This window comes from Serratia sp. BNK-33-b (genome assembly GCF_048684565.1).
Classification (GTDB): domain Bacteria; phylum Pseudomonadota; class Gammaproteobacteria; order Enterobacterales; family Enterobacteriaceae; genus Serratia; species Serratia marcescens.
Genome location: NZ_JBLQTZ010000001.1, coordinates 3,681,541 through 3,708,291 on the forward strand (window position 1 = coordinate 3,681,541; position 26,751 = coordinate 3,708,291).

The 26,751-nt window shown below is 57.7% G+C and carries 26 protein-coding genes; 25 read left to right on the forward strand and 1 reads right to left on the reverse strand.

Annotated elements, in window-relative coordinates:
- Positions 1 to 194 precede the first annotated feature (194 nt).
- The 10 genes from ACMGGK_RS17800 to ACMGGK_RS17845 all read left to right on the forward strand — a co-directional run bounded on the left by ACMGGK_RS17800 (position 195) and on the right by ACMGGK_RS17845 (position 9,752).
- Positions 195 to 1,250 (forward strand): PhoH family protein, encoded by a 1,056-nt coding sequence (locus tag ACMGGK_RS17800; RefSeq protein ID WP_004939969.1) that lies wholly within the window; start codon positions 195 to 197, stop codon positions 1,248 to 1,250.
- Positions 1,247 to 1,720 (forward strand): rRNA maturation RNase YbeY, encoded by a 474-nt coding sequence (gene ybeY / locus ACMGGK_RS17805; protein WP_016928766.1) that lies wholly within the window; start codon positions 1,247 to 1,249, stop codon positions 1,718 to 1,720. The genes ACMGGK_RS17800 and ybeY overlap by 4 nt, the downstream gene beginning before the upstream one ends.
- Positions 1,721 to 1,805: 85 nt before the next feature.
- A complete protein-coding gene (gene corC / locus ACMGGK_RS17810) occupies positions 1,806 to 2,684 on the forward strand; it encodes a CNNM family magnesium/cobalt transport protein CorC (RefSeq protein WP_004939973.1) in 879 nt (292 codons plus the stop codon).
- Positions 2,685 to 2,691: 7 nt separating this feature from the next.
- On the forward strand, positions 2,692 to 4,221 hold the full coding sequence (gene lnt / locus ACMGGK_RS17815) for an apolipoprotein N-acyltransferase (RefSeq protein WP_420277082.1): 1,530 nt from the start codon (positions 2,692 to 2,694) through the stop codon (positions 4,219 to 4,221).
- A 394-nt stretch (positions 4,222 to 4,615) separates the two neighbouring features.
- On the forward strand, positions 4,616 to 5,512 hold the full coding sequence (locus tag ACMGGK_RS17820; protein WP_004939976.1) for an amino acid ABC transporter substrate-binding protein: 897 nt from the start codon (positions 4,616 to 4,618) through the stop codon (positions 5,510 to 5,512).
- A 213-nt stretch (positions 5,513 to 5,725) separates the two neighbouring features.
- Complete coding sequence (locus ACMGGK_RS17825; RefSeq protein WP_004939979.1) at positions 5,726 to 6,466, forward strand: amino acid ABC transporter permease; 741 nt, start codon at positions 5,726 to 5,728, stop codon at positions 6,464 to 6,466.
- Positions 6,466 to 7,140 (forward strand): glutamate/aspartate ABC transporter permease GltK, encoded by a 675-nt coding sequence (gltK, locus tag ACMGGK_RS17830; RefSeq protein WP_004939982.1) that lies wholly within the window; start codon positions 6,466 to 6,468, stop codon positions 7,138 to 7,140. The genes ACMGGK_RS17825 and gltK overlap by 1 nt, the downstream gene beginning before the upstream one ends.
- A complete protein-coding gene (locus ACMGGK_RS17835) occupies positions 7,140 to 7,865 on the forward strand; it encodes an amino acid ABC transporter ATP-binding protein (protein WP_004939983.1) in 726 nt (241 codons plus the stop codon). The genes gltK and ACMGGK_RS17835 overlap by 1 nt, the downstream gene beginning before the upstream one ends.
- A gap of 113 nt (positions 7,866 to 7,978) precedes the next feature.
- Positions 7,979 to 8,911 carry a pyrimidine-specific ribonucleoside hydrolase RihA gene (gene rihA / locus ACMGGK_RS17840; RefSeq protein ID WP_016928768.1) on the forward strand — a complete coding sequence of 311 codons (933 nt, stop codon included), beginning with the start codon at positions 7,979 to 7,981 and terminating at the stop codon, positions 8,909 to 8,911.
- Between the two features lie 148 nt (positions 8,912 to 9,059).
- Positions 9,060 to 9,752: an FMN-dependent NADH-azoreductase gene (locus tag ACMGGK_RS17845; protein WP_143778555.1), complete on the forward strand. Its 693-nt coding sequence runs from the start codon at positions 9,060 to 9,062 to the stop codon at positions 9,750 to 9,752.
- 40 nt (positions 9,753 to 9,792) lie between these two features.
- Here ACMGGK_RS17845 and ACMGGK_RS17850 read toward each other — a convergent pair whose 3' ends face one another.
- The gene (locus ACMGGK_RS17850) at positions 9,793 to 10,275 is read right to left on the reverse strand and encodes a zinc ribbon-containing protein (protein WP_004939988.1); all 483 of its coding nucleotides are present in this window, start codon (positions 10,273 to 10,275) and stop codon (positions 9,793 to 9,795) included.
- A 285-nt stretch (positions 10,276 to 10,560) separates the two neighbouring features.
- Between ACMGGK_RS17850 and leuS the strand changes: the two genes are divergently transcribed.
- From leuS to ACMGGK_RS17925, 15 genes are all read left to right on the forward strand, one after another.
- On the forward strand, positions 10,561 to 13,143 hold the full coding sequence (leuS, locus tag ACMGGK_RS17855; RefSeq protein ID WP_033641093.1) for a leucine--tRNA ligase: 2,583 nt from the start codon (positions 10,561 to 10,563) through the stop codon (positions 13,141 to 13,143).
- A gap of 14 nt (positions 13,144 to 13,157) precedes the next feature.
- Complete coding sequence (gene lptE / locus ACMGGK_RS17860) at positions 13,158 to 13,718, forward strand: LPS assembly lipoprotein LptE (RefSeq protein ID WP_016928771.1); 561 nt, start codon at positions 13,158 to 13,160, stop codon at positions 13,716 to 13,718.
- The gene (gene holA / locus ACMGGK_RS17865; protein WP_420277083.1) at positions 13,715 to 14,749 is read left to right on the forward strand and encodes a DNA polymerase III subunit delta; all 1,035 of its coding nucleotides are present in this window, start codon (positions 13,715 to 13,717) and stop codon (positions 14,747 to 14,749) included. Before lptE ends, holA begins: the two co-directional genes overlap by 4 nt.
- Complete coding sequence (gene nadD / locus ACMGGK_RS17870; protein ID WP_015376938.1) at positions 14,739 to 15,401, forward strand: nicotinate-nucleotide adenylyltransferase; 663 nt, start codon at positions 14,739 to 14,741, stop codon at positions 15,399 to 15,401. The genes holA and nadD overlap by 11 nt, the downstream gene beginning before the upstream one ends.
- A 194-nt stretch (positions 15,402 to 15,595) precedes the next feature.
- On the forward strand, positions 15,596 to 15,913 hold the full coding sequence (rsfS, locus tag ACMGGK_RS17875) for a ribosome silencing factor (RefSeq protein WP_016928774.1): 318 nt from the start codon (positions 15,596 to 15,598) through the stop codon (positions 15,911 to 15,913).
- A 3-nt stretch (positions 15,914 to 15,916) separates the two neighbouring features.
- Positions 15,917 to 16,387, forward strand: coding sequence for a 23S rRNA (pseudouridine(1915)-N(3))-methyltransferase RlmH (gene rlmH / locus ACMGGK_RS17880; protein ID WP_004940002.1), 471 nt, complete (start codon positions 15,917 to 15,919; stop codon positions 16,385 to 16,387).
- A gap of 38 nt (positions 16,388 to 16,425) precedes the next feature.
- On the forward strand, positions 16,426 to 18,321 hold the full coding sequence (mrdA, locus tag ACMGGK_RS17885; RefSeq protein ID WP_016928775.1) for a peptidoglycan DD-transpeptidase MrdA: 1,896 nt from the start codon (positions 16,426 to 16,428) through the stop codon (positions 18,319 to 18,321).
- 8 nt (positions 18,322 to 18,329) lie between these two features.
- Positions 18,330 to 19,442, forward strand: a complete 1,113-nt coding sequence (gene mrdB, locus ACMGGK_RS17890) for a peptidoglycan glycosyltransferase MrdB (RefSeq protein ID WP_004940006.1) — start codon at positions 18,330 to 18,332, stop codon at positions 19,440 to 19,442.
- 10 nt (positions 19,443 to 19,452) lie between these two features.
- Positions 19,453 to 20,538, forward strand: coding sequence for an endolytic peptidoglycan transglycosylase RlpA (gene rlpA / locus ACMGGK_RS17895; RefSeq protein WP_079449582.1), 1,086 nt, complete (start codon positions 19,453 to 19,455; stop codon positions 20,536 to 20,538).
- 180 nt (positions 20,539 to 20,718) lie between these two features.
- A complete protein-coding gene (dacA, locus tag ACMGGK_RS17900) occupies positions 20,719 to 21,930 on the forward strand; it encodes a D-alanyl-D-alanine carboxypeptidase DacA (protein ID WP_004940010.1) in 1,212 nt (403 codons plus the stop codon).
- Between the two features lie 104 nt (positions 21,931 to 22,034).
- Positions 22,035 to 22,301 carry a DUF493 family protein YbeD gene (ybeD, locus tag ACMGGK_RS17905; RefSeq protein ID WP_004940012.1) on the forward strand — a complete coding sequence of 89 codons (267 nt, stop codon included), beginning with the start codon at positions 22,035 to 22,037 and terminating at the stop codon, positions 22,299 to 22,301.
- A gap of 134 nt (positions 22,302 to 22,435) precedes the next feature.
- Positions 22,436 to 23,104: a lipoyl(octanoyl) transferase LipB gene (lipB, locus tag ACMGGK_RS17910; protein ID WP_420277084.1), complete on the forward strand. Its 669-nt coding sequence runs from the start codon at positions 22,436 to 22,438 to the stop codon at positions 23,102 to 23,104.
- Positions 23,105 to 24,392: 1,288 nt separating this feature from the next.
- Positions 24,393 to 24,746: a hypothetical protein gene (locus tag ACMGGK_RS17915; protein WP_420277085.1), complete on the forward strand. Its 354-nt coding sequence runs from the start codon at positions 24,393 to 24,395 to the stop codon at positions 24,744 to 24,746.
- A gap of 37 nt (positions 24,747 to 24,783) precedes the next feature.
- Positions 24,784 to 24,915: a hypothetical protein gene (locus tag ACMGGK_RS17920; protein ID WP_420278092.1), complete on the forward strand. Its 132-nt coding sequence runs from the start codon at positions 24,784 to 24,786 to the stop codon at positions 24,913 to 24,915.
- A 652-nt stretch (positions 24,916 to 25,567) separates the two neighbouring features.
- On the forward strand, positions 25,568 to 26,659 hold the full coding sequence (locus tag ACMGGK_RS17925; RefSeq protein ID WP_420277086.1) for a hypothetical protein: 1,092 nt from the start codon (positions 25,568 to 25,570) through the stop codon (positions 26,657 to 26,659).
- The last annotated feature ends 92 nt before the right edge of the window (positions 26,660 to 26,751 follow it).

Sequence of the window (26,751 nt, forward strand, 5' to 3'; positions counted from 1 at the left end):
CGCCCCGCCGCGTTTTTTCCTTGTCTTCCCTTGAATTCCGCCGACGGCGCACAGATAGATCAGCGGTAAACTTGCGCCGTTGCGGCGCACCATGAATAATTCAAGAAAGAGAGTATTCAGGCTCGTCCTGAACGCGCGCGTCCCGGACGCGCTATGTGACATCAACCAGGCCCGATGTGACCTAGAGGAATAGTTTGAACGTCGCAACACAAGAAATTTTGTTAGAGCCCGCAGACAACCAGCGTTTGCTCAGCCTGTGCGGCCCGTTTGATGACAACATCAAGCAACTCGAGCGCCGATTGGGCATCGAAATCAATCGCCGCGACAACCGTTTCAAGCTGGTCGGCAAGAACCTGTGCGTGGTCGCCGCCGCCGATATCCTGCGCCATCTTTACGTGGATACCGCGCCGATTCGCGGCGTGATCCCGGATATCGATCCGGAGCAAATCCATCTGGCGATCAAAGAGAGCCGGGTGCTGGAACAGGTCGCCGACAGCGTGCCGGATTACGGCAAGGCGGTCACCATTAAAACCAAGCGCGGCATGGTGAAACCGCGCACGCCTAACCAGGCGCAATACATCGCCAACATTCTCGATCACGACATCACCTTCGGCATCGGCCCGGCGGGCACCGGCAAAACCTACCTGGCGGTCGCCGCTGCGGTGGATGCGCTGGAACGCCAGGAAATTCGCCGCATTCTGCTGACCCGTCCCGCGGTCGAAGCCGGCGAAAAGCTGGGCTTCCTGCCGGGCGATCTGAGCCAGAAGGTCGATCCTTATCTGCGCCCGCTGTACGACGCCCTGTTCGAAATGCTGGGCTTCGAGCGCGTGGAGAAGCTCATCGAACGCAACGTGATCGAAGTCGCGCCGCTGGCCTATATGCGCGGCCGCACGCTGAACGACGCCTTTATCATTCTGGATGAGAGCCAGAACACCACCATCGAACAGATGAAGATGTTCCTGACGCGCATCGGTTTCAACTCGAAGGCGGTCATCACCGGCGACGTCACCCAGATCGACCTGCCGCGCAACCAGAAATCCGGCCTGCGCCACGCGGTGGAAGTGCTGTCGGACGTGGAAGAGCTGAGCTTCAACTTCTTCCACAGCGAAGACGTGGTGCGCCACCCGGTGGTGGCTCGCGTGGTCATCGCCTATGAGGCCTGGGAAGCGGCCGAACAGAAACGCAAAGACGCGATTGCCGAACAACGTAAGCGCGAGGCGCTCGCCGCCTCCGAGCAGGAGACACCATGAGCCAGGTGATTTTGGATTTGCAGATTGCCTGTGAAAGCAGCGACGGCCTGCCGGATGAGGCCACCTTCCAACGCTGGCTGGAAGGCGTGCTGCCGCAATTTCAGGAGGAGGCCGAGGTGACCGTGCGTCTGGTGGACGAAGCGGAAAGCCACGAGCTGAACCTGACCTACCGCGGCAAAGACAAGCCGACCAACGTGCTCTCTTTCCCGTTCGAAGCCCCGCCGGGCATTGAGCTGCCGCTGCTCGGCGATCTGATCATCTGCCGTCAGGTGGTTGAGCAGGAAGCGATTGAGCAAGGCAAAACGCTGGAAGCCCACTGGGCGCATATGGTTGTCCACGGCAGCCTCCATCTGCTAGGGTATGACCACATCGAAGACGATGAAGCCGAAGAAATGGAGTCTTTGGAAACCGAAATCATGCACGGACTGGGCTATCCTGATCCGTACCTGGCGGAAAAAGACCCCGTCTGACGTCAGCCGTTTACCCTACAGCCCCTCTGCGGGGCTGTCGCTGACGCCCCTTAACTCTGACATGAGTGACAGTAACGAAAACGCCATGAGCGACGACCATTCACAAAGCAATGACAGCCCCAGTCCCAAGAAGGGGTTCTTTACTCTTATCCTTAACCAGTTGTTCCACGGCGAGCCCAAAAACCGTGGCGATCTGGTCGAGCTGATCCGCGATTCCGAACAAAACGACCTGATCGATCCCGATACCCGCGACATGCTGGAAGGCGTGATGGATATCGCCGAACAGCGCGTGCGCGACATCATGATCCCCCGCTCCCAGATGGTGACGCTCAAGCGCAACCAGACGCTGGAAGAGTGCCTGGACGTGATTATCGACTCCGCCCACTCGCGTTTCCCGGTGATCAGCGAAGACAAAGATCACATCGAAGGCATCCTGATGGCCAAGGATCTGCTGCCGTTCATGCGCGCAGATTCCGAGCCGTTCAGCATCGACAAGGTGCTGCGCACCGCGGTGGTGGTGCCGGAAAGCAAGCGCGTCGACCGGATGCTGAAAGAATTCCGCTCCCAGCGCTATCACATGGCGATTGTCATTGACGAATTCGGCGGCGTGTCCGGCCTGGTCACCATCGAAGATATCCTGGAACTGATCGTCGGCGAGATCGAAGACGAATATGACGACGAAGACGATCTGGATATCCGCCAGCTCAGCCGCCACATGTACACCGTGCGCGCGCTGGCCCCGATCGAAGACTTCAACGAAGCCTTCGGCACCCACTTCAGCGATGACGAGGTCGATACCATCGGCGGTCTGGTGATGCAGGCCTTCGGCCACCTGCCGGCGCGCGGGGAAACCATTGAAATCGAAGGTTACCTATTTAAAGTTGCCATGGCCGACAGTCGACGTATCATCCAGGTTCATGTAAAAATTCCGGACGATTCTCCACCACCGAAACTGGAAGATTAAATCCAACATGGCTAAAGCCTCATTACTTGAACGCCAGCGGGTTCGCGCCCTGCTGGCGCTGTTGTCAGGTGCCGGCGGGACGCTGGCGTTCTCGCCCTACGACTTCTGGCCCGCGGCCATCGTCTCCCTGTTCGGCCTGCTGGCCGTTACCCTCAATCGCACCACCAAACAGTCCGCCCTGCTCGGCTTTGTCTGGGGCTTCGGGCTGTTCGGCAGCGGCATCAACTGGGTGTATGTCAGCATCGCCGATTTCGGCGGCATGCCGTTCGCCGTCAACGTCTTCCTGGTGGTACTGCTCGCCGCTTACCTGTCGCTGTACACCGGACTGTTCGCCGGGCTGCTGACGCGCCTGTGGCCGGCCACCAGTTGGTGGCGGCTGGCCATCGCCGCGCCGGCGCTGTGGCAGGTGACCGAATTCCTGCGCGGCTGGGTGCTGACCGGCTTCCCGTGGCTGCAGTTCGGCTACAGCCAGATCAACGGCCCGCTGAAGGGCATCGCGCCGCTGCTGGGCGTTGACGCCATCACCTTTGTGCTGATGGCCATCGCCGGCCTGCTGGTGTACGCCGTCAATCAACGGCGCCTGTCGGCAGCCGTGATCGCCGCCGCGCTGCTGCTGTTGCCGTGGCCGCTGCGCCAGCTGCAGTGGTTTACCCCGCAGCCGAAGAAAGCGGTGAACGTCGCCATGGTGCAAGGCAACATTCCCCAGTCAATGAAGTGGGATCCGAGCATTCTGCTCAGCACGCTGCAAACCTATCTGGACGAAACCCGCCCCTACATGGGCAAGGCGCCGATCATCATCTGGCCAGAGTCCGCCATCCCTGACTTCGAGCCGCGTCAGAACGGCTTCCTGATCATGATGGATGACCTGATGCGGGCGAAGAACAGCAGCCTGATCACCGGCATCGTCGATGCGCGCGCCACCCCACAAGGCGTGCAGGAATACAACAGCGCCATCGTGCTGGGCGAACCGACGCCGTACAGCTACCCGGCCAAAGATCGCTACAACAAGCATCACCTGGTGCCGTTCGGCGAGTTTGTGCCGCTGGGTGAACTGCTGCGCCCTATCGCGCCGTTCTTCAATCTGCCGATGTCCGGTTTCAGCCGCGGCGACTACGTGCAGCCGCAGCTCAGCGTACGCGGCTACAATCTGACGGCGGCCATCTGTTACGAAATCGTGCTGGGCCAGCAGGTGCGCGATAACTTCCGCCCGGACACCAACTTCCTGCTGACCATCTCCAACGATGCCTGGTTCGGTCACTCCATCGGCCCGTGGCAGCACTTCCAGATGGCGCGCATGCGGGCGCTGGAGCTCGGCCGGCCGCTGCTGCGCAGCACCAATAACGGCGTTACCGCCGCAGTGGATGCGAACGGCGAGGTGATCGCCGAGATCCCGCAGTTTACCCGCCAGGTGCTCGAAGTGAAGGTCACGCCGACCACCGGCGTCACGCCTTATGCGCGCTTCGGCGCCACACCGCTGTGGGTGATTACCCTGCTGCTGGGCGGCTGGGCGCTGATGTTGGGCTTGCGCCGCAAATAATCCTCTTCGCCGGGGCGCGCCCGCCGCGCCCCGCGTTCCCGTCAATATCCCCACCTCAGTCAGAAAACGTCGTTAAATCAACGCGGCTGGCACACTCCTTGCTTTTATCTATGGCGACAACGCGCGCCGGTTTACTTTTGCTGACGTTTTGTCGCACCTGCGCACATTTTGGGTGCATTAAGCGCACCACGCGGGGGCGCCGACGTTTTGTTGCATTGATTTGGTGCGCGCGGCGTCTCAAAAAATGAAACATTTTAGTTTCAATGTGTTCACAATCGGTTATTTTTTAACAGCGTTCAGTTCATAAGACTATCTTTATAACTTGAGCAATAAACAGTCGATTTAACCTGACGCTCTTTAGTCAGAGCCACAACAACAGCAAAGGAGTTGGACCATGCAAATGCGTAAATTGGCGTTATCGTTACTGCTGCTCGGTGCGGCAGGTAGCGTGGCGCATGCGGAAGACCTGACCGGTACGCTGAAGAAAATCAAAGACAATGGCGTGATCGTTGTCGGCCACCGCGAATCGTCAGTGCCGTTCTCCTACTACGACAACCAACAAAAAGTTGTGGGCTACTCTCAGGACTACTCCAACCAAATCGTTGAAGCCGTTAAGAAAAAGCTGAATGCGCCGAATCTGCAGGTGAAAATGCTGCCGATTACCTCGCAGAACCGCATCCCGCTGCTGCAAAACGGCACCTATGATTTCGAGTGCGGCTCCACCACCAATAACCTCGAGCGCCAGAAACAGGCCGCCTTCTCCGACACCATTTTCGTGGTCGGCACCCGCTTGCTGGTGAAAAAAGGATCCGATATCAAAGACTTTAAGGACCTGGCCGGCAAACCGGTGGTGGTCACCTCCGGCACCACCTCCGAAGTGCTGCTGAACAAGCTGAACGACAGCGACAAAATGAACATGCGCATCATCAGCGCCAAAGACCACGGCGACTCCTTCCGTACCCTGGAAAGCGGCCGCGCGGTGGCCTTCATGATGGACGACGCCCTGCTGGCGGGCGAACGCGCCAAGGCCAAGAAACCGGATCAGTGGGAAATCATCGGCACGCCGCAGTCGAAAGAAGCCTACGGCTGCATGCTGCGCAAAGACGATCCTGAGTTTAAAAAGCTGGTCGATGACACCATCGCCCAGGCGCAAACTTCCGGTGAAGCGGCCAAGTGGTTTGAGAAATGGTTCAAGCAGCCTATTCCACCGAAAAACCTCAACATGAACTTCGAACTGTCGGACGACATGAAGCAGCTGTTCAAAGAGCCTAACGACAAAGCGTTGAACTAAATAGAACAAAAGCCGGGGCGGCCGCCAGGCCAAACCGGCCCAGTTGATGACTGGGACAGACAGGAATGAGGGGGGCCGTTCCCCTCCCTCATTTTCCCCAAGGCGCATCACCGACACCCGTACACAACAAGCCAGCCAGACTGGCCGCGCGGCGATCGGCGCTCATCAAGTCATCAATCTTCGGCGCCCTGCGCCCGTTTATCGGAGTTTGTTATGTCAATAGATTGGAACTGGGGTATCTTCCTGCAGCAGGCCCCGTTTGGGAACACCACTTACCTCGGCTGGATCTGGTCCGGCTTTCAGGTCACGGTGGCCCTCTCCGTCTGTGCCTGGATTATCGCTTTCTTCGTCGGTTCACTGTTCGGTATCTTGCGTACCGTGCCCAACCGCTTTCTTTCCACCCTCGGCACCTGTTACGTCGAACTGTTCCGCAACGTGCCGCTGATCGTGCAATTCTTTACCTGGTATCTGGTGATCCCCGAGCTGCTGCCGGCCAATATCGGCACCTGGTTCAAAACCGAGCTGGATCCCAACGTGCAGTTCTTCGTCTCTTCCATGCTCTGCCTGGGGCTGTTTACCGCCGCCCGCGTTTGCGAACAGGTGCGCGCCGCCATTCAGTCCCTGCCGCGCGGCCAGAAAGCCGCCGGGTTGGCGATGGGCCTGACGCTGCCGCAAACCTACCGCTACGTGCTGCTGCCGAACGCCTACCGGGTGATCGTGCCGCCGATGACCTCGGAAATGCTCAACCTGGTCAAAAACTCCGCCATCGCCTCCACCATCGGGCTGGTGGACATGGCCGCGCAGGCCGGTAAGTTGTTGGATTACTCCGCACACGCCTATGAATCCTTTACCGCCATCACGCTGGCTTATATCGGCATCAACGCCGTTATCATGCTGTTTATGCGTCTGGTCGAAAAGAAAGTGCAGTTGCCTGGCAACCTGGGGAGTAAATAATGTACGAATTTGACTGGGCGTCGATCGTCCCAAGCTTCCCTTATCTGCTGCAAGGCATGGTGATCACGCTGAAGATCACCGTGACCGCCATCGTGGTCGGCATCCTGTGGGGCACCGTGTTGGCGGTTATGCGTCTGTCGCCGTTCAAACCGATAAGCTGGTTCGCCACCCTGTACGTCAACCTGTTCCGCTCGGTGCCGTTGGTGATGGTGCTGCTGTGGTTCTATCTGGTGGTTCCAAGCTTATTACAACAGGTTCTAGGGCTGTCGCCGAAAACCGATATTCGCCTGATCTCGGCTATGGTAGCCTTTTCCCTGTTTGAAGCGGCCTATTATTCGGAAATCATCCGCGCCGGTATCATCAGCATCTCGCGCGGCCAATCCTCCGCCGCGCTGGCGCTGGGCATGACCCACTGGCAGTCCATGCGGCTGGTGATCCTGCCGCAGGCGTTCCGCGCCATGGTGCCGCTGCTGCTGACTCAGGGCATCGTACTGTTCCAGGATACCTCGCTGGTTTACGTACTGAGCCTGGCCGACTTCTTCCGCACCGCGTCGACCATTGGCGAACGCGACGGCACCCAGGTTGAAATGATCCTGTTCGCCGGTTTTGTCTATTTTGTTATCAGCCTCGCCGCCTCGGCGCTGGTAAGCTATTTGAAGAAAAGGACTGTTTGATGATATCCCTGAAAAATGTTTCCAAGTGGTACGGTCACTTCCAAGTGTTGACCGATTGCACCACCGAAGTGAAAAAAGGCGAAGTGGTCGTCGTCTGCGGTCCTTCAGGTTCCGGCAAGTCCACCCTGATCAAAACCGTCAACGGCCTCGAGCCGATCCAGCAGGGAAGCATCCTGGTGAACGGCACGCCGGTCAACGACAAGAAAACCAACCTGGCGCAGCTGCGTGCCAAAGTCGGCATGGTGTTCCAACACTTTGAGCTGTTCCCGCACCTGTCTATCATCGACAACCTGACGCTGGCGCAGGTGAAAGTGCTCAAGCGCGATAAGACCGCCTCACGCGAGAAGGGCCTGAAGCTGCTTGAACGCGTCGGCCTCTCCGCCCATGCCAACAAGTTCCCCGGCCAGCTGTCCGGCGGCCAGCAGCAGCGCGTCGCCATCGCCCGCGCGCTGTGCATGGATCCTATCGCCATGCTGTTCGATGAACCGACCTCGGCGCTCGATCCGGAAATGATCAACGAAGTGCTGGACGTGATGGTCGAACTGGCGAACGAAGGCATGACCATGATGGTGGTAACCCACGAAATGGGCTTCGCCCGCAAGGTGGCGAATCGGGTGATCTTTATGGACGAAGGCAAAATCGTCGAAGACCGCAACAAAGACGATTTCTTCAACAACCCCGAGTCCGATCGCGCCAAGGACTTCCTGGCCAAGATCCTGCACTAAACGCTCTCGATGCGCCCCGCCAGGGGCGCATCTTTTCTCCCGGCACTAAAAGCGCTTGTTTCTCCCCGGTTTTGATCCGATGCTCGCTGGATAACAAACAGAGGAGAAAGAACATGCCCCGCCCTATTATCATCGATTGCGATCCCGGCCTCGACGACGCCATCGCGCTGGCCATGGCGCTGCGTTCGCCGGAGCTGGACGTCAAAGCCATTACCACCTCCGCCGGCAACCAGACGCCGGAGAAAACCCTGCATAACGCGCTGGGCCTGCTGACCCTGATGCAGCGCGAGGACATCCCGGTCGCCGCCGGCGCCGGCGGCCCGCTGATGCGCGAGCTGGTGATCGCCGACTATGTCCACGGCAAAACCGGCATGGGCAACACCCACCTGCCGACGCCGACCCTCAAACCCGATCCCCGCGGCGCCGTTGAGCTGATCGCCGACCTGCTGCGCGCCAGCCCGCAGCCGATCACCCTGGTGGTGACCGGCCCGATGACCAACATCGCCCTGCTGCTGGCCCAGCACGCCGAGCTGAAAAGCCGCATCGAGCGCATCGTATTCATGGGCGGCGGCATGAACGCCGGCAATACCACGCCGGTGGCGGAGTTCAACATCTTCGTCGATCCCGAAGCCGCCGAAATGGTGCTGAAATCCGGGGTGCCGCTGACCATGGCCGGGCTGAACGTCACCCATCAGGCGCTGGTGTTGCCGCAGGATATCGAGCGCATTCGCCAGATAGACAATCCGGTCGCGCAGGCGGTCGCGGAGATGCTCGATTTTTACCTGCCGCTGTACCTCAGCCATCCGCGCGGCCTGCCCGGCGCAGCGATGCACGATCCCTGCACCATCGCCTGGCTGCTGGCGCCGCAGCTGTTCACCGGCGTAGAACGCTGGGTCGGAGTGGAGACCAAAGGGGACTACACCGTCGGCATGACGGTGGTGGACTATTTCCAGCAAACCGGCAACGCGGCCAACGTGGAAGTGTTGACCGGCATCAACCGCGAGGGCTTTATCGATCTGCTGGCCGAGCGCGTAGCGCGTTATTGATCCTATCGGGGCGCGCTCGCGCCCCTTTTTCAACTTTTTTGATTTAACTCAGCGAATTTTTGCGCTATCACTGTTGATGGCTTGCCTCTACCATGCGTTTACACCGACTGACATCGTTACCGATTAGCCTTCGCCTGGAGATAAGCCAATGAGCCGCGTACTGGTCCTGAAATCAAGCATTCTGGGTGAATATTCCCAGTCTGGAAAATTAGTCGATTTTTTTGTTGAACAATGGCGTGAAACTCACCCTGAAGACACGTTCACCGTGCGCGATTTGGCCAACCCAACGCTGCCGGAGCTGGATGGTGAAGTGATGGCCGGCTTTACCGCCGGCGACAAACCGCTGACGCCGCATCAGCAAAGCACCCTGGCGCTGTCCGATGAGCTGATTGCCGAGCTGAAGTCGCACGACACGCTGATTATCAGCGCCCCGATGTACAACTTCAACATCCCGACGCAGCTGAAGATCTACTTCGATCTTATCGCCCGCGCCGGCCAGACGTTCCGCTATACCTCCGCCGGCGCCGAAGGGCTGGTGACGGGCAAGAAAGCGATCGTCATCTCCAGCCGCGGCGGCGTCCACGCCGACACGCCGACGGATCTGATCACGCCGTACGTGAAGTTGTTCCTGGGCTTTATCGGCATCACCGACGTTGAATTCGTGCTGGCGGAAGGCTTCGCCTACGGCCCGGAAGCGGCGGAGAAAGCCGCCCAGGACAGCCGCATCGCGATCGCGCAGAAAATCCCGGCCGGCGTCGCCGTACCGGCGCAGGCGGAAGTTGCCCCGGCAACCGTCAGCGGCGGTTTCCTGAGCAATCTGCTGAAGAAACTGTTCCGTTAAACGCCAGCCTTAGCGTTCCCCGCCCTGCCGGGGAACGTCATCACGGTTCAAACGGCCGGCGCTGGAACTGGTCGTGACCGCATTTCGGGCAGAGCGGCAGCACCTCCGGCGTGTAAAACGCCAGATGGTAGTGACACTGCTCGCACACCAGGTTGCCCAGCCCCACCACTTCACCGCTGTGGTAAACGCCGTGGTGGCTGACATCCTTGAACACCTCGCGCCACTCCAGCTGGGTTTTGTCGGTGATATCCGCCAGTTCCTGCCACAGGCTCTCTTTGATCACGCGCATAAACACGCTGTCGGTAAACTCGTCCCGGCTCTCCTGATAGCTGCGCGCGAACTCTTCCAGATCGCGCCGCACCGCCTGCGTCACCTGCCGCACTTCGTCGCGGGTCAAATCTTCGGCCTCGTTCAAGCGCCGCTCCGCGCTGGCCACCAGTTCATCGATATCGCGTTCGCCGTTTTTCAGGCGTTCGCTCAACGATGCCACCAATTCGCGGTAATACTGAGCAACCTTGTTCATAGACTCTCCTCGATAAACGCTGCGCCGGACTTGGCTGTAGGGATCCCCCCTAAGCTACTTGTTCTTATTTTAGCCGTAAATGACTGATGCCACTTGGCAAGACGCGGGATCCGCAGGTTGTGAGCCGCGTCATGACGGCGTTTTTTTTAAATGCGCCGAGTCAGGCGCTGGAGTTGTTGCCGGGAGGTCTTATCAGCTATGCTATGCGGATCTACGAATACTAAATGTTCATTGCGTTGCCTCTGACCGGGGCAACGGTTTACACCTACAGGACCACCGGCCGCCATGCAAGAGCAATACCGTCCAGAAGACATAGAATCGAACGTACAGCTTCACTGGCAAGAGAAGCAGACTTTCAAAGTTACCGAAGACGACAGCAAGGAAAAGTACTACTGCCTATCCATGCTGCCTTACCCGTCCGGCCGACTGCACATGGGCCACGTTCGTAACTACACTATCGGCGACGTGATCTCGCGCTATCAGCGCATGCTGGGCAAAAACGTACTGCAGCCGATCGGCTGGGATGCGTTCGGCCTGCCGGCGGAAGGCGCGGCGGTGAAAAACAACACCGCGCCGGCCCCGTGGACCTACGACAACATCGAATACATGAAGAACCAGTTGAAACTGCTGGGCTTCGGCTACGACTGGGATCGCGAAATCGCCACCTGCCAGCCGGAATACTATCGCTGGGAACAGTGGTTCTTCACCAAACTGTATGAAAAAGGCCTGGTCTACAAGAAGACTTCGGCGGTGAACTGGTGTCCGCACGATCTGACCGTGCTGGCCAACGAACAGGTTATCGACGGCTGCTGCTGGCGCTGCGACACCAAGGTCGAGCGTAAAGAGATCCCGCAGTGGTTCATCAAAATCACCGCTTACGCCGATCAGCTGCTGAACGATCTGGACACGCTGGAAAGCTGGCCGGAGCAGGTGAAAACCATGCAGCGCAACTGGATTGGCCGCTCCGAAGGCGTGGAAATCACCTTCGACGTGGCGGACAGCGAAGAGAAGTTGACGGTTTACACCACCCGCCCGGACACCTTCATGGGCGCCACCTACGTGGCGGTCGCCGCGGGCCACCCGCTGGCGCAACAGGGCGCGCGCAACAATCCGGCGCTGACCGAGTTCATCGACGAATGCCGCAACACCAAAGTTGCCGAAGCCGAAATGGCGACGATGGAGAAGAAAGGCATGCCGACCGGCCTGTTCGTTGTCCACCCGCTGAGCGGCGAGAAGCTGCCGGTGTGGGTCGCCAACTTCGTGCTGATGGAATACGGCACCGGCGCCGTGATGGCGGTACCGGCGCACGACCAGCGCGACTGGGAATTCGCCACCAAATATGATTTGCCGATCAAACCGGTGATCCTGAACCTCGACGGCAGCCAGCCTGACGTAAGCGCCGAAGCGATGACCGACAAAGGCGCGCTGTTCAACTCCGGCGAGTTCGACGGTCTGGACAATGAAGCCGGCTTCAACGCCATCGCCGACAAACTGGTCGCCAAAGGCGTCGGCCAACGCAAGGTCAACTACCGTCTGCGCGACTGGGGCGTTTCCCGCCAGCGTTACTGGGGCGCGCCAATCCCGATGGTGACGCTGGAAGACGGCACCGTGATGCCGACGCCGGAAGACCAACTGCCGGTGATCCTGCCGGAAGACGTGGTCATGGACGGCATCACCAGCCCGATCAAGGCCGACCCTGAGTGGGCGAAGACCACCGTCGACGGCCAGCCGGCGCTGCGCGAAACCGACACTTTCGACACCTTTATGGAGTCTTCCTGGTACTACGCGCGCTACACCTGCCCGCAGTATGACCAGGGCATGCTGGATCCGGCCGCCGCCAACTACTGGCTGCCGGTCGATCAATATATCGGCGGCATCGAACACGCCATCATGCACCTGATGTACTTCCGCTTCTTCCACAAGCTGATGCGCGATGCGGGCCTGGTGGATTCCGACGAGCCGGCCAAGCGCCTGCTGTGTCAGGGCATGGTGCTGGCCGACGCCTTCTACTACACCGGCAACAGCGGCGAACGCGTCTGGGTATCCCCGGTTGACGCCACCGTCGAGCGCGACGACAAAGGCCGCATCATTAAAGCCACCGATCCGCAAGGCCGTGAACTGGTCTATGCTGGCATGAGCAAAATGTCGAAGTCGAAGAACAACGGCATCGACCCGCAGGAGATGGTGGAAAAATACGGCGCGGACACCGTGCGTCTGTTCATGATGTTCGCTTCACCGGCAGAAATGACGCTGGAGTGGCAGGAATCCGGCGTGGAAGGGGCTAACCGCTTCCTGAAACGCGTGTGGAAACTGGCCTACGATCACGTGGAAAAAGGCGCGGTGCAGCCGCTGGACGTGGCGGCGCTGAACGAAGATCAGAAAGCGCTGCGCCGCGATCTGCACAAAACCATCGCTAAGGTGACCGACGATATCGGCCGCCGTCAGACCTTCAACACCGCGATCGCCGCCGTGATGGAGCTGATGAACAAGCTGGCCCGCGCGCCGCAGGAGAGCGAGCAGGATCGCGCGCTGCTGCAGGAAGCGCTGCTGGCCGTGGTTCGCATGCTGTATCCGTTCACCCCGCACGTGTGCTTCACCCTGTGGCAGGCGTTGGGTGGCGAAGGCGACGTGGACACCGCGCCATGGCCGGTTGCCGACGAGCAGGCGATGGTCGAGGACTCCAAGCTGGTGGTGGTGCAGGTGAACGGCAAGGTTCGCGCTAAAATCACCGTATCTGCCGATGCGACCGAAGAGCAAGTGCGCGCGCGCGCTGCCGAAGAGCATCTGGTGGCTAAATATCTGGACGGCGTCACGATTCGTAAAGTGATCTACGTTCCGGGCAAACTGCTTAACCTGGTTGTGGGTTAACACAAGGAGGAGTTGTGCGACAACGTATTCTGACGCTGTTGCTGGGGTTGGCGGTGCTGGTCACCGCCGGCTGCGGTTTTCACCTGCGTGGCACCACGCAGGTGCCTAATGAAATGAAAACGCTGATCCTCGACAGCGCCGACCCTTATGGTCCGTTGACGCGCGCGGTGCGTGAGCAGTTGCGTCTGAACGACGTGACCATCGTCAGCGATCCGAAGCGTAAAGACGTGCCTTCCCTGCGCATCATCGGCGCGACGGAAAGCCAGGATACCGCCTCGATCTTCCAGGACGGTAAAACCGCCGAGTACCAGCTGGTGCTGACCGTGCAGGCGCAGGTGCTGCTCCCGGGCCACGACCTGTATCCGCTGTCGGTGAAAGTGTTCCGTTCGTTCTTCGACAACCCGCTGACCGCGCTGGCCAAAGACTCCGAGCAGGAGATCATTCGCCAGGAAATGCGTGAGCAGGCGGCGCAACAGCTGGTGCGCAAACTGCTGACCGTGCATGCGGCGGAAGAAGAAAACCGGCAAAAAGCCGCTGCCGCCGGCGAACGAGCGGCAAGCCAAACCGCACAATGATCCGTATTTATCCGGAACAACTTGCCGCGCAGCTCCGAGAGGGGCTGCGCGCTTGTTATTTATTGAGCGGCAATGAACCGCTGCTGCTGCAGGAAAGCCAGGATCTGCTCCGGCAGGCTGCGCAACAGCAGCAGTTCAGCGAGCACTACAGCATTTCCCTCGACGCCCATACCGACTGGGACGCCATCTTCGGCATCTGCCAGGCGATGAGCCTGTTCGCCAGCCGCCAAACGCTGCTGCTGATCTTCCCGGAAAACGGCCCGACGGCGCCGATCGGCGAACAGCTGACCAAGCTGGCCACGCTGCTGCACGAGGATATTCTGCTGATCCTGCGCGGCCCGCGCCTCACCAAAGCGCAGGAAAACAGCGCCTGGTTCAAGGCGCTCAGCCCGCACGGCGCTCTCGTCAGCTGCCAGACGCCGGAACAGGCGCAGCTGCCGCGCTGGGTCGCCGCACGCGCCAAGGCGATGAAGCTGGAGTTGGACGACGCCGCCAACCAGTTGCTGTGCTACTGCTACGAAGGCAACCTGCTGGCGCTGTCGCAAGCATTGGAGCGGCTGTCGCTGCTGCACCCGGACGGCAAGCTCACCCTGCCGCGCGTCGAGCATGCGGTGAACGACGCCGCCCACTTCACGCCGTTCCACTGGCTGGACGCCTTGCTGGCCGGCAAGAGCAAGCGCGCCTGGCATATCTTGCAGCAGCTGCAGCAAGAGGATGTCGAGCCGGTGATCCTGCTGCGCACCCTGCAGCGCGAACTGCTGCTGTTGCTGACGCTGCAGCGCCGCATGGCTTCCGCGCCGCTGCGCACGCTGTTCGACCAGCATAAGGTCTGGCAGAACCGCCGCCCGCTGGTGACCCAGGCGTTGCAACGCCTGTCCGGCCCCCAGCTGCAGCAGGCGGTGCAGTTGCTGACGCAAATCGAGCTGACGCTCAAGCAGGACTATGGTCAGTCGGTCTGGCCGGAACTGGAAACCCTGTCGATGCTGCTGTGCGGCAAACCCCTGGCCACGAGTTTTAGCGATGCCCACTAATCCGGAACACCCCACCGTATTGCACGCGCTGTTCGGCGGCACCTTTGACCCGATCCACTACGGCCACCTGCGGCCGGTGGAGGCGCTGGCCGCCGAAGTGGGTCTGAATCGCGTCACGCTGCTGCCTAACCACGTGCCGCCGCACCGCCCGCAGCCGGAGGCCAATGCGCAGCAGCGCCTGAAGATGGTCGAGCTGGCGATCGCCGGCAATCCGCTGTTTGCGGTCGACGATCGCGAACTGCACCGCACGACTCCCTCCTACACCATCGAGACGTTGGAAACGATTCGTAAAGAGCGTGGCGCCGCCCAGCCGCTGGCGTTTATTATTGGCCAGGACTCGCTGCTGACGCTGCATAAGTGGCACCGCTGGCAGGCGCTGTTGGACGTCTGCCACCTGCTGGTGCTGGCGCGCCCGGGCTATAACGATCGCATGGACACGCCGGAACTGCAGCAGTGGCTGGAACGCCATCGCACCGCCGACCCGGCGCTGCTCAGCCGTCGCCCGCACGGCCACATCTATTTGGCCGATACGCCGGAGCTGGAAATTTCCGCCACCGAGATCCGCCAGCGTCGCCATCAGGGCCTCAACTGCGACGACCTGCTGCCGCGCCCGGTGCAGCGCTATATCGAGTTGCAGGGTTTATATCGCTAGCGAAAGGTGCGTGATATACTGCGCCGCTATTTTTCAGGTATCCGCTGAAAACCCCGGAAACCTTAGCTGGCCGGGCAGTCACCAGTTAGCTGGCTTTCAGCGGCAGCCTGCCGAAACCATTATCCGGTTACGCCGCGGCGCGCGCATTTTGCCCGCCGCAGCCGACTGAACAGAACACACCCGAGGGGGAACCTTTGCAAGGTAAAGCGCTCCAAGATTTCGTCATCGATAAAATCGATGATCTGAAAGGCCAAGACATTATCGCTCTGGACGTTCAGGGCAAATCCAGCATCACCGATTGCATGATCATCTGCACCGGCACCTCGACGCGCCACGTGATGTCGATCGCCAGCCACGTGGTGCAGGAATCCCGCGCCGCGGGCATGGAGCTGTACGGCATGAAAGGCCAGGAAGCCTCCGACTGGATCGTGGTCGATCTGGGCGAAGTGATCGTGCACGTGATGCAGGAAGAAAGCCGTCGCCTGTACGAGCTGGAAAAACTCTGGAGCTAAGCGGTGAAACTGCAATTGGTGGCGGTCGGCACCAAAATGCCAGACTGGGTGCAAACCGGCTTTATGGATTACCTGCACCGCTTTCCCAAAGATATGCCGTTTGAGCTGACCGAGATCCCGGCGGGCAAACGCGGCAAAAACGCCGACATCAAGCGCATTCTGGACAAGGAAGGCGAACAGATGCTGGCGGCGGTGGGCAAAGGCAACCGCATCGTTACGCTGGATATCCCAGGCACGCCGTGGGAAACGCCGCAGCTGGCGCAGCAGCTTGAGCGCTGGAAGCAGGATGGCCGCAACGTCAGCTTGCTGATCGGTGGCCCGGAAGGGCTGGCGCCCGCCTGCAAAGCCGCTGCCGAGCAGAGCTGGTCGCTTTCTCCGTTGACGCTGCCGCATCCTTTGGTGCGCGTCCTGGTGGCCGAAAGCCTCTACCGCGCCTGGAGTATTACAACAAATCATCCTTACCACCGGGAATAGCCGGTGGTGACCGTGACAGAGTGAAATAAAGCAGCGGGATGAAAATAGAACGTAACCCTTTTCGCGACTATACGGCTGAATCCGCCCTGTTTGTACGCCGCGCCCTGGTGGCGTTCCTGGTCATCCTGGTGCTGTCCGGCATCCTGATCGCCAACCTGTATAATCTGCAAGTGGTCCGCGTCGAGGATTACCGCACCCGCTCCAACGAAAACCGCATCAAGCTGGTGCCCATCGCGCCCAGCCGAGGCATTATCTACGATCGCAACGGCACCCCGCTGGCGCTCAACCGCACCATTTATCAGCTGGAGCTGATGCCGGAGAAGGTCGACGATCTCAAAGCCACGCTACAGGCGCTGCGCACGGTGGTCGATCTGACCGACGACGACATCGCCAATTTCGAAAAAGAGCGTAAGCGCTCACGCCGTTTCGTCTCCATTCCGGTGAAAACCGCGCTAACCGAGGTGCAGGTCGCCCGCTTTGCGGTCAATCAGTTCCGCTTCCCCGGCGTGGAAGTGAAAGGCTATCAACGCCGCTACTACCCCTATGGTTCCGCCCTCACCCACGTCACCGGCTATGTGTCGAAGATCAACGACCGCGACGTCGAACGTTTGGACAAAGACGGCAAGCTGGCCAACTACGCCGCCACCCACGATATCGGCAAGCTGGGCATCGAACGCTATTACGAAGACACGCTGCACGGCAAAACAGGCTATGAAGAGGTCGAGGTCAACAACCGCGGCCGGGTGATCCGCCAATTGCACGAGCAACCGCCTTCCGCCGGTCAGGACGTTTACCTGACGCTCGATCTTGATCTGCAGCGCTATATCGAGCAGCTGCTGGTCGGCAGCCGCGCCGCGGTGGTGGTGAGCGATCCGCGCACCGGCGCCATCCTGGCGATGGTGTCCAACCCGAGTTACGACCCGAACCTGTTCGTGGACGGCATTTCCAGCAAGGACTATCAGGGCCTGCTGAACGATCCGAATCGCCCACTGATCAACCGCGCTACGCAGGGGGTCTATCCGCCCGCGTCAACGGTGAAGCCTTACATCGCGGTGTCGGCGCTGAGCGCCGGGGTGATCACCAAAAACACCGTGGTGTTCGATCCCGGCTGGTGGCAACTGCCCGGCTCGGAAAAACGCTTCCGCGACTGGAAAAAATGGGGCCACGGCCGCCTGAACGTCACCAAAGCGCTGGAAGAATCCGCGGATACCTACTTCTATCAGGTCGCCTATGACATGGGGATCGATCGGCTGTCGAGCTGGCTGACCAAATTCGGTTACGGCCAGTACACCGGCATCGATCTGTCCGAAGAACGATCCGGCCTGATGCCGACGCGCGAGTGGAAGCTGAAACGCTATAAAAAGCCGTGGTATCAGGGCGACACCATTCCGGTGGGCATCGGCCAAGGTTACTGGACCGCCACGCCGATCCAGATGGCCAAAGCGCTGAACACCCTGATCAACGACGGCACCGTCAAAACGCCGCACCTGCTGCAGAGCACCCGCGTCAACGGCGCGCTGGTGCCGTTCAAACAGGAAGAGAGCACGCAAATCGGCGATATTCACTCCGGCTTCTGGGAAATCGCCAAAGACGGCATGTATGGTGTGGCCAACCGTCCGAACGGGACGGCGCGCAAGTACTTTGCGGACGCACCTTATAAAGCCGCGGCGAAATCGGGTACCGCACAGGTATTCGGCTACGAAACCTACAACGCCCACAAACTGGCGGAGCACCTGCGCGATCACAAGCTGATGACCGCCTTCGCGCCGTTCAACAACCCGACGGTGTCGGTCGCCATCATTCTGGAAAACGGCGGCTCCGGTCCGGCGGTGGGCACCATCACCCGCCAGATCCTCGACCATATTCTGCTGGGCGACAACAATACGCAATTGCCAAGCGAGGCCCCGCTGCCGCCTGGCGTAGAAGGTGACTAAGGTAGAACATGACTGAAAGCCAACAAAAAGGCTCGATCTGGACCAAAATCCACATCGATCCGACGTTCCTGCTGCTGATCCTGGCCCTGCTGGTCTACAGCGCCTTCGTGATGTGGAGCGCCAGCGGCCAGGACATCGGCATGATGGAGCGCAAGATCGGGCAGATCGTCATGGGGCTGATCGTGATGGCCGTCATGGCGCAAATCCCGCCGCGCGTCTACGAAAGCTGGGCGCCCTATCTGTATATTTTCTGCGTGATTTTGCTGATCCTGGTGGACGCCTTCGGCCAGATCAGTAAAGGCGCGCAGCGCTGGCTGGATCTCGGCGTGGTGCGCTTCCAGCCGTCGGAAATCGCCAAGATCGCCGTGCCGCTGATGGTGGCGCGCTTTATGAACCGCGACGTTTGCCCGCCTTCGCTGAAAAACACCGCCATCGCGCTGGTGCTGATCTTCCTGCCGACGCTGCTGGTGGCCGCGCAGCCGGATCTCGGCACCTCAATCCTGATCGCCGCCTCCGGCCTGTTCGTGCTGTTCCTGTCGGGCATGAGCTGGAAGCTGATCGCCGTCGCCGCCGTCGCGCTGGCGGCCTTTATCCCGGTGCTGTGGTTCTTCCTGATGCACGGTTATCAACGCGACCGCGTGATGATGCTGCTCGATCCGGAAAGCGATCCGCTCGGCGCCGGTTATCACATCATTCAATCCAAGATCGCTATCGGCTCCGGCGGCCTGTCCGGCAAGGGCTGGCTGCACGGCACCCAGTCGCAGCTGGAGTTCCTGCCGGAGCGCCATACCGACTTTATCTTCGCCGTGTTGGCCGAAGAGCTGGGACTGATCGGGGTGTTGGTGCTGCTGGCGCTCTACCTGCTGGTGATCATTCGCGGGCTGATGATCGCCGCCAAGGCGCAAACCACCTTCGGCCGCGTGATGGTCGGCGGCTTGATGCTGATTTTGTTCGTTTATGTCTTTGTTAACATCGGTATGGTCAGTGGCATTTTGCCGGTAGTTGGCGTACCTTTGCCTCTGGTCAGTTACGGGGGTTCGGCGCTGATAGTGTTGATGGCCGGTTTCGGCATCATCATGTCGATCCACACGCATCGGAAAATGCTGTCTAAAAGTTTATAAGAGGTGAGTAATGCGTAAGGAATGGCTTTGGATCGGCGTCGCGGCGGTGTTGCTCTCCGCCTGTACCGCCCCGACCACGGAACAGCAAGCCCCTCCGCAGCCGTACAACGGCCCGGTGGTGGAAATCGGCGGCGTCGAGCCTCAATATGAACCCTATAACCCTAATAACATGCAGGATTATAAGGTTAATGGCGATACTTACCGCATCGTAAAAGATCCGCAGAACTTCTCTCAGACCGGCCTGGCGGCCTGGTATGGCGAAGAGGCCAACGGCAACACCACAGCGCTGGGCGAGCAGTTTGACCCCAACGGCCTGACGGCGGCGCACCCAACGCTGCCGATCCCAAGCTATGTGCGCGTCACCAACCTGGCCAACGGCCGTCAGCTGGTGGTGCGCGTCAACGATCGCGGGCCATACACCAAGGGCCGCATCATCGATCTGTCGAAAGCCGCCGCCGATCGCCTCAACCTGTCTAACAACACCAAGGTCAAAGTCGATTTCATCAATGTGGCGCCGGATGGCACGCTGAGCGGCCCCGGCACCATCGGCACCATCGTGGCGAAACAGAGCTACGCCCTGCCGGCGCGCCCGGATCTCGGCTCTAGCGGCATGGGCACCCCCATTCAACAGGACGTGCCGGTCGCCAGCGGCGCGGCGGTGCGCCCGATCGATAACAGCACCCTGCGCACCGACGACAACAGCGCCCCTGCTGCCGGCGGCAATGCCGCCAACGGCCGCAGCGGTTTCCTCGGCGCGCCAAGCGCATTACCGGCCGGCGTGCTGGAAGGTTCCGAACCTGAAGTCGCAGCGGTGGCCGCACCGGTCGCGGCCGGCGCAGCGGCTGTCGGTACGGCTGCCGCCGCCTCTTCCGGCGGCTACGTGGTGCAGGTCGGCGCGCTGAGCAGCGCCGAACGCGCCCAGAGCTGGCAACAGAGCCTGAGCCAACAGTTTGGCGTCCCGGGCAAAGTAGCGGCCAACGGCAACGTTTATCGCGTTCAGCTCGGCCCGTTCAGCAGCCGTCAGCAGGCGGCTCAGCTGCAGCAACGCCTGGCGAGCGAAGCGCAACAACAGTCTTTCGTTACTGCTGCACCCTGAGCGTTAAGCCCGGCGGGCATTCACGGCCGATAAGCGGTTATTTAGCTGAAACATTTTCTTGCAGCTAAAAGGGCACTAACCGCAATTAGTCAGATGAATGGGTAATGCCTGCCGGGATCGCATCTGCTATAGTGTGGCTCGTTTTTTAACTTTACTTTCACGGATGTTGTAGTCCCGATCATGAAACAAGTAACTTCTTTTCGCTTAATCAAAAGCATCGCCCTCGGCACCGTTATCGCAATGAGCGCAGCCTCCGTTGCGCACGCCGATGACGTTAACATCAAAACCATGATCCCAGGTGTCCCGCAGATCGATGCGGAAGCGTACATCCTGATTGATTACAACTCCGGCAAGGTGCTGGCCGAGATGAACGCCGATGCGCGTCGCGATCCGGCCAGCCTGACCAAAATGATGACCAGCTACGTCATCGGCCAGGCGCTGAAAGCGGGTAAAATCGGCCAGGACGATCTGGTGACCGTCGGCCAGGACGCCTGGGCGACCGGCAACCCGGTGTTCAAAGGCTCCTCGCTGATGTTCCTGAAGCCGGGCGATCGCGTGCCGGTCTCCAAACTGACCCGCGGCATCAACCTGCAGTCCGGTAACGACGCCTGCGTGGCGATGGCCGACTACGTCGCCGGCAGCCAGGACGCATTCGTTAACCTGATGAACACCTACGTCAGCAAACTGGGCCTGCAGAACACTCACTTCCAGACGGTACACGGCCTGGATGCCCAGGGCCAGTACAGTTCGGCGCGCGACATGGCGCTGATCGGCCAGGCGCTGATCCGCGACGTGCCGGAAGAGTACGCGATCTATAAAGAAAAAGAGTTCACCTTCAACAATATCCGCCAGATGAACCGTAATGGTCTGCTGTGGGATAACAGCCTGAACGTCGACGGCATCAAAACCGGTCATACCGACGCAGCGGGTTACAACCTGGTGGCTTCGGCGACCGAAGGCCAGATGCGTCTGATCTCCGCCGTGATGGGCGGCCGCACCTACAAAGGCCGCGAAGCCGAGAGCAAGAAACTGCTGACCTGGGGCTTCCGCTTCTTCGAAACCGTGGCACCGCTGAAAGTCGGTAAAGAGTTCGCCTCCGAGCCGGTCTGGTTCGGCGATGCCGACCGCGTTGAGCTGGGCGTGGATAAAGACGTCTACCTGACCATCCCGCGCGGCCGCATGAAAGATCTGAAGGCCAGCTATGTGCTGAACACGCCGGAAATTCACGCGCCGCTGGCGAAAAACCAGGTGGTGGGCAGCATCAACTTCCAGCTGGACGGCAAAACCATCGACCAGCGTCCGCTGGTGGTAATGAACGAAGTGAAAGAAGGCGGTTTCTTCAGCCGCATCGTGGACTATATCAAACTGATGTTCCACCACTGGTTCGGTTAACGGTTGAAACGGGCGAAATTGCCCCCATATACTGAATAACATTAACTCCCGCCCCGGCGGGAGTTATAATTTATAGATTAGCTAGCACTCTGGAGCGCACGCACATGCAAAAAACTAAACTGAACGAACTGCTCGAATTCCCTTGCTCGTTTACCTACAAGGTGATGGGCCTGGCGCAGCCTGAGCTGGTTGACCAGGTAGTTGAAGTGGTGCAGCGCCATGCGCCGGGCGATTACAACCCGCAGGTTAAGCCGAGCAGCAAAGGCAACTACCACTCGGTTTCCATCACCATCAACGCCACTCACATCGAGCAGGTCGAAACCCTGTACGAAGAGTTGGGCAACATTGAAATTGTTCGCATGGTGCTGTAATTCCAGCATAAACCCCTGCTTATCAACCCGGGATGGCGCAGCGTCTTCCCGGGTTGCGCATTTTTGGTCAGCGAAAGGCTGGCCGCCAGCCGGAGCGCCCGGTATAATGGCTTTACCACTTCTGTAACCTGACGATGACTCTTTTGCAACCAGACAAGATCATTTTGCGTCAGCTGGGGTTGCAGCCCTACGCGCCTGTATCCCAAGCCATGCATAACTTCACCGACAGTCGTACCGAGACTACGCCGGACGAGCTGTGGCTGGTGCAGCATCACCCGGTATTCACCCAGGGCCAGGCCGGCAAAGCCGAACACGTGCTGATGCCCGGCGATATCCCGGTTGTCCAGAGCGATCGCGGCGGCCAGGTGACCTACCACGGGCCGGGCCAGCAGGTGATGTACGTGATGGTCGATCTGAAGCGCAACAAGGTCGGCGTACGCCAATTGGTCACGGCGATAGAAGATACGGTTATCAACACCCTCGCCCACTTCCGCCTCGCATCGCGCGCCCGTCCGGATGCGCCCGGCGTGTACGTGGGGGAGCAGAAAATCTGTTCGTTGGGTTTGCGGATCCGCAAAGGCAGCTCATTCCACGGCCTGGCCCTGAATGTGGCGATGGATCTCAGCCCCTTCCAACGCATCAACCCTTGCGGTTACGCCGGCATGCAGATGACGCAGGTCAGCGCGCTGGCGCCCGGCGTTGGCATTGAAGACATACACCCAATCCTGGTACAGGAATTTGTTCATTTACTCGGCTACCAGACGGTCGAGCTTCGTAACTGGAATGTGAATGATTACATGTGATTTTCATTAATTATCAATGAGATAATAAATAAAAACACTGTTTCGCAACCTGTCAAAAACCACTTATTGGCAACCAATAAAATCAAATAGTTGCATAGTGGTTTTTTATTAACCAGTGTCCGCCTTTCCCCATCCATCCCCTTACCGCGCTACATAGACAATCATCACCACACCGAAGCATTCCTCCCCCCTATTGACGTCAATCACACCCCGTTTATATATTCCCTCCGTTCGTCCACCAGCGAACACGGCGCGGCCATTTCCCTCCAGGATTTTCAGGCCGCGCCACCCAATGGTGACCAAGGCCAACAATACTGTCCGCTCCGCAGGCGTTCACTTTAGGGGCTTTGGTTGCCACCCAATGGCGGCACACGCATGATGAACCCTTTGGCAGTCCGAAGATTCAGTGAAAACATGCAGTGTGCCGCAACCCTTCCGTTGACAATCAAATACTCCCTTTTTTAACGTTCGTTTGCTCGAGCGCACCCGAGCACGGCGCGCCGTCACCTACCTCCCTGTAGCAAGTGGCGCGCCACCCAATGACGAACTCCGCAACATGCCGCCGAACAGGCGCAAAAGTGATGGGGCGGAGTGTCGTCACCCAACAATGGCGGCACCTGGGTTAACGTAACTCTTCTCGGGGTTCGGATATAAAGGCGACCAGGTGCTGCCACCCCATCGATGGTGACGTCTGGACAAACTGCAGGGTTCTTATTCGTCGTGCCCCGACCCGGTCCTGCAGCCCAGACGTTGCCGACCCTATTGACACCGCTCAACTCCCTTTTTTACTTTTCGGCCGCTTGCACAAGCGCGGCGCAGCGTTATTCACAGGATTGGTAACACTGCGCCACCCAATGGCTGCTCATTTCAACCAGAGGGGCGAGGGTTATCTTTCATCATCTTTACCGACGTGCGGATACCCACGCATTGAAATGAGCGGCCGCCCAAACAATGGTGACCTTCAGCTTAACCAGCTAACGGGCGTTGGCACATATCGTGGGCTGAAGGTGACCGCCAAACAATGGCGACGTTCGGTGAATTCGCAAGGCAAATGCGCCAAGTCGTTAACCTCTTGCGCACCAAGCGTTGCCTCCCAACAATGCCGGCCGCTGGCTCCAACTACGCAGTGTGAACGTCACCTCACCATCTGCGTGTCAGCGCCCCCTCCTATCTTCTTGATCAAGATATTGACAGGGAAAATCTACCATCATTACTGTTTGCGCACCTATAGTTCAATGTCATTGCTTTACCGTTGATGACTTTCATAATAAAGTGAAATTTGGTAGCCATGAAAGATAACGAAGTATGCGAAACAGTTGAAACCAGCAAAGATATGGCAATCCAGTTGTATTGGAAGATCAGAGAGGTTTCTGGTTGGTTTATCCAGCACGTAAACACCAAAGCATTAGATGAGTTGCGAAATTTCAATCCCTCCTTTGATGAGATAGCGCAGCTTGCAGAACAAGCTGTTATGGTCATAAAAAGCTTGCTGCACTTAGGATTATGGGAAGACGAAAGAGTTATCCTCAACGCACAACAGGCCACCACGCTAATGCAGCAGATTGCAGAGGGGATTACCAAGGATGACCGCCATAGCGTTAAGGATGGCGCAGAACGATTATCACAGATGGATTTTTTTTAATCTATCATATCAAACAGGAGTCATAAAGGAGCTAATCATGCAGAGACAACTCATTGAACGCCAAAAGATAAGGCTTTTGAAACAAGCTATACAATACATCGATAGAATTCAAGAAATCCAATCGTTCATTGACAGTGAAATGCGAAAAAAAGATAAGCTCGCAGCCTAATTATTTTAACGTTCACAAGGGTGCCATGCACCCTTTTTTGTTGATTTCATCGCAACATCCAGAAACCACTTACCCAATTGACACCCCAAATCTCCCATCCATATATTCGCCCTGCTCTTCAAGGGAGTAACGGTGCGGCATCGGTTCCTTGTTGTCAGTCTGATGCTGCACCACCCAATCAATGGTAATGCCCTGCAATTTTATCGCTATGTGCCACTGCCTTTTTAGTGCCGGGCATTACCGCCAAACAATGGCAGTGACGAAAGTTAGTTAGTGTTGCGCTTCCTGTGTCGGGGCTTTCGTCATCGCCACCCAAAAAGGCAGCTCCAGAAGCAGGGATGTGTTCGGAAATGGGGCTGCAGTCCCATATGCAAGGACATGATTATGGTTTGGGATTTTCTTTTAGACATGTGGATGACATCTTGCCTTTTTCTTAATTAGCAGATTTTGATGCGTAGTTTACTGATTACATAAGGTTAAACCTTGTCGATATCCTGCCATAATCGAAGCCTCTGCACTCTGCAACATAGCCTCTTGGTTGACAATTCCAATCTAACATGACTATAAAAGCTTAGGATTAAATTATTAATTTAATAATTAATCCAGAACAATACCTTACTCACCAATCAATAGAATTAGAGAGAAATGATAAATGAGCAAAATTAGCGACCCAATATATCTACCAAGTGATAATTTCCCTGGCGGCCAAGTTAAGATAATTGCATATTGCATAGAGCAAGATTGCGTATATATACAAGGCATAGAAAACAATATATCAACTATCAGTGTGGGCTATAGTGGTAACAAGCTTGAAAAAAACATTAAAACAACTGGAAGCATCGCTGCAATGTGTATTAAGCACGGTTATACCAATGAAGCATACTCTAGCTACTTCCATGTAGACAGGCCGAGCACCTTATCGTTATTAGAATATGACAAGCTTAGCATATCAGAAATCTCACCATTAAAGCAGATGCTCGTCCCAGACGAGCTGGTCAACAGGAATATCATTAATGCTATTCATTTTGACATTGATAATAATGAACTTTATTGCTGTGCAGATAACTCACCCATTTTTTGTGGGTTTTACATATTTGATGGAAATACAAACGAATACAAGAGAAAACTAGATTTAACTCCATATAATTTTAACACACTGGGATTGTCTAACAAAGACATAGCCATTAGCAAAAGGCGTAGAGTATTCATATCAAATGGGCTTCAGGAGAAAATGGAGGCCATATTTTACATTGACGACACAGATGATATGCTTGTTGATGGGTTTTACATGCCTGACATAAATACCACGCCAGTCACAAGCATAACATCCATTTTCGCGGATAATATTACAGACATCCTATACGTAGTCTGTGTTGCTGATAGTGAAACAGATTTTAGCTCAACATCAAAAGTTTATGCCTTTGATATAAACAACAACAATAAACTAGTTGCGGAGTCACCTGCATACCCTCGTAGATTTACCGCATCTGCATTTGATTTTGAAGGTAAGTTATTGTATTTAATAGCCTCACCTGATCCAACACATTCTCAAGACTCTGACGAGCTGATATCATTGACTTTAGAAGATATGACTTTTATTAACTCAATAAAATTGCCAGAAAAGAGAATTGAATCCATAGTTCATCTTGCAGGCAGTCAGCGAGTAGGAGTAACAACAGCGAATATGTCGCTCGACAACCCTATTGCGGCATTTTTTACAGTGAGTCACCCCGGAGAACCATAATAAATATATTATTATACAATAGTCACTATTGTTGTATTTTAATTGGTTACCACATCTACCGCTGATTTATAATCAAGCCCCAATACTCGGGG